The sequence below is a fragment of the Nostoc cf. edaphicum LEGE 07299 genome (genome assembly GCF_015207245.1).
GTDB lineage: Bacteria > Cyanobacteriota > Cyanobacteriia > Cyanobacteriales > Nostocaceae > Nostoc > Nostoc edaphicum_B.
In genome coordinates, this window is sequence record NZ_JADEXF010000565.1 from 1 (window position 1) to 3,910 (window position 3,910).

General features: G+C 43.3%; 2 protein-coding genes. One reads left to right on the top strand and one right to left on the bottom strand.

What is annotated here, in order from left to right; genetic code table 11:
• A partial coding sequence (locus tag IQ229_RS16875; protein ID WP_194045639.1) for a carbonic anhydrase occupies positions 1–686 on the bottom strand: 686 nt, incomplete at its 3' end.
• Between the two features lie 660 nt (positions 687–1,346).
• Here IQ229_RS16875 and smc point away from each other — a divergent pair.
• Positions 1,347–3,910, top strand: a 2,564-nt coding sequence (gene smc, locus IQ229_RS16880) for a chromosome segregation protein SMC (protein ID WP_194045641.1), incomplete at its 3' end; no start/stop codon positions are given.

A 3,910-nucleotide genomic window follows, 5' to 3' on the forward strand; every position in this document is an offset into this window, starting at 1 on the left:
AGACAGGCTACATTGGTATTTGTAATTTCACCTCTGAAGGACTCATCTATTTCTGATGGTGGAAGCTGAGTTTGAGGCAAAACATAAGCGTGTTTTTGTGGATCGTATGCGAAAACTTCTCCTGTTTCAATGTGATAAATCCAAGCATAAATGCTGAGTTCTCCTTGATAAAGCCTAGAGTGAATCACTGGATATGTCCGCAAATTCTCAATTTGAGTCAGAACATTTTCGGCAATCATAATCTCTAGCAGTTCTTCTTGGCCATAGTGACTGTAGTGGTCTATAACTAGCCTTCGAGTTGCCTCTGCATATTTAAGCCAATCATGTACAAGCGGCATTTCATCGCTGAGATTGTGTAACTTCATTAATCCTTTCATTGCACCGCAATGAGAGTGACCACAAATAATAATTTGGCGAATATCTAAAGCTTGAACAGCATATTCAATTGTCGCGCCTTCACCGCCATTACTTGCCCCATAGGGTGGAATGATGTTACCTGCATTGCGAATAACAAATAATTCACCAACTTGGGCTTGTGTAATTAGATTTGGATCGAGACGCGAATCAGAACAGGTAATAAATAATACTCTGGGCTTTTGACCGTGTGAAAGTTGCTCAAATAATTGTTGATGTGTCGAAAAATAGCTAGATTTAAATTCGCGCAGACCTTTAATTAATTTCTTCATTACTAAGTTCTACAAATATTTGGGGTTAAGAATTATATCACAGACAACAGATTGGGGTAGTAAAGATGACTTTCTTTCTACGTTTTTTCAATTGTAAAGATTACTTTATTATAAATTCATTTGGTGCTTTTAATATCCTCTACCATTTGGTTGAATTACTTTGTTCTCTTGTCCCTTCAGTTCCTTAGCAGGTAACATTACTGTGTGAGAATGCCTTGAGCGTATTTCAAACTAGTTATATCCTGAGATAAAAATGCGATCGCTTTGTTGTCACGATCAACCGAGGACGACAGATCCAGAATAGATGGTTCAAACTATACCAAGTGATTCTCCTTCGCACTTAAAGTATCCTGAGATCGTGTCTGGTTGAATAGTTGTAATTTAGGACTGACGTAAAGACACGCAAACGCAGAGATTTTTGAATTACAAGTAATTAGTCAGACATGATATTATCTGCTCTGGGAAAATTTTCATGGTCAGTTTGCGACATCAAAATTTTTGCCGTACACTGAGCGATCGCCTGCGGTAAGCTTTTTGGGTGAAGCTTGCAGGCTCACCGCAACGCGTTTACTATAATTATCCAATTCTCCGCCTTACCCTCTTGCGAATTCTTAATTAGTTGATACACTTGTTCTTCATTAGCCCAGGGAACCAGCGCCTATGGTGCACATCAAGCGCGTGGAACTTACGAACTTCAAATCCTTCGGTGGCACTACTTCTGTCCCTTTGCTACCGGGGTGTACTGTCATATCTGGGCCAAATGGTTCGGGTAAGTCTAATATCTTAGATGCACTGCTCTTTTGCCTGGGACTCTCTAGTTCTAAGGGAATGCGAGCCGAACGCTTACCGGATTTGGTAAATAACACTCAAACGGCTAAAGGACGTGCTTCGATTGAGGCTAGCGTCACGGTGACATTTGATTTGTCCGATGAAATCTCACACAAAGACGCAAAGGCACAAAGGGAGGAAGTGGGGGAAGTAGAAGAAGTAGGGGAAGAAAATCCAAAATCCAAAATCCAAAATCCAAAATCGGCAGAGTGGAGTGTTACTAGAAGGCTACGAGTTACTCACCAAGGGACTTATACATCGAATTACTATATCAATGGTGTACCTTGCACGTTAACGGAGTTGCATGGAGAACTAAGTAATCTACGGGTTTATCCTGAAGGCTACAATGTGGTGCTGCAAGGGGATGTCACCAGCATTATCTCGATGAATGCGCGGGAACGGCGGGAAATTATTGATGAATTAGCTGGGGTGGCGGCGTTCGATCGCAAAATTATCCAAGCCAAATCAACTTTAGATGAGGTGAAGGAAAAGGAAGATAGCTGTCGGATTATTGAGACAGAATTAACTGCACAGCGCGATCGCCTTTCCCAAGATCGGGCGAAAGCTGAGAAATATCAAAAACTCCGCACAGAATTTCTAGCGAAGCAATCCTGGGAAGCTGTTTTATCATGGCGATCGCTACAAGCACAACAAGAAAAGTTAGTTCACGAAATTCAAACAGGCGATCGCAATTTTACAGAACTCACTACCCAACTCACCAACCTAAATTCCGAAATCGTTCAAAAAACTGCTGAACTCGAACAACTCAATGCCCACGTTAAAGCATTGGGAGAAGAGGAACTTTTGGCGGTACAATCTACCCTCGCCACCCAAGAAGCAGAACGCAAACAACTCCAGCGTCAGCTAACCGAATTACAGACAGCTTCCCAAGAAACTACCAAACGTCTGACTCAAACTCAGCAAGAGATTCAAAAACATCGTCATTCCCTAGAAGAAATTGCCGAAACACACATTGTAGAGACGCGATTCATCGCGTCTTCCCAACACCAAAGAAATGAAGCCCACCAAGCCTTAGAAACCTCCCGCGAAGCCGCCGCAGAAATCGCCTCGGCTTCAGAAGCCTGGGTGCAGCAACAAACAGCATTCAACCGTCAAATTGAAGCTTTGCTGCACACTCTAGAACCGCAACGCACCGAACAAGCACAACTCAGAGAACGCAATAATCAGTTACAGCAGCTTATCCAAGAGCAAACCCAGTTAATTGAACGCGACGAACCGCTATTAGCAGAAAAACAAACTCAGTGTAGTGGAGTTGAAACAGAATTTAACGCCTCTAGCGAACCCATCCAAAATTTAGCCCAAAATCTTTCAGCTACAGAACAAGAACTGCAAATCCAACAGGAAACTCAAAAACGATTACTTTCCGAACAACGAGAAAAACAACGCCAGTTGGATAAAATAGAGGCGCAAACGCAAGCACAGCAAGAAGTCCAAGGAACCCAAGCTAGTAAAGTTATCTTACAATCGGGAATGCCTGGTGTTTGCGGTTTAGTTGTGCAGTTAGGAAAGGTGGAACCCCGGCATCAGCTAGCCTTGGAAATGGCTGCTGGAGGACGTTTGGGACATATTGTGGTGGAAGATGACAGCATCGCCGCAGCAGGGATTGAACTACTCAAACAAAAACGTGCAGGGAGAGCGACTTTTTTACCACTAAATAAAATTCACGCTCCTAAATTTACTCAAGATGCAACGCTGCGTTTTGCTAGCGGTTTTGTTAATTATGCTGTGAACTTAGTTGATTGCGATCGCCGTTACAAAGATGTATTTAGCTATGTTTTCGGCAACACGGTAGTATTTGCCAACCTGGAAGCGGCGCGAAAAAATTTAGGACTGTATCGCATCGTCACCTTAGACGGAGAACTTCTGGAAACCAGCGGTGCAATGACTGGTGGTAGCAACAGTAATCGTTCAGCGTTGCGGTTTGGCAATGCGGAAGCGGCGGAATCTGATGAAGCGATCGCTTTAAAAACTCGCTTGGTAGACATTGAGCGAGTTTTAGAACGTTGTACTGAAGCGATCGCTAATTTATCAACCAAAACCAAAAAACTCACCCAGGAACTCACCGAAGCGCGTCAAGCACGGCGAGAACAGCAGTTGCAATTGGAGCAGTTGCAGAAAGACATTAAGAGTTTAACAGCCCAATTAGAGGGGACGCGATCGCAACTCGCCCAAAACAGCGAAAAATTAGCCACTGCTCAATCTCGATTAGAAATTTTAGAGCGGGAATTACCTGGACAAGAAAATGAGTTGCAACAATTGCGACACGCCTTAGCAGAGTTAGAAGCATCTCAAACCCCTAGTGAATGGCAACAAATCCAGGCGACAATTAAAATCCAAGAGCAACAATTGCAACAACGCGAAGCAGCGTTACGGGA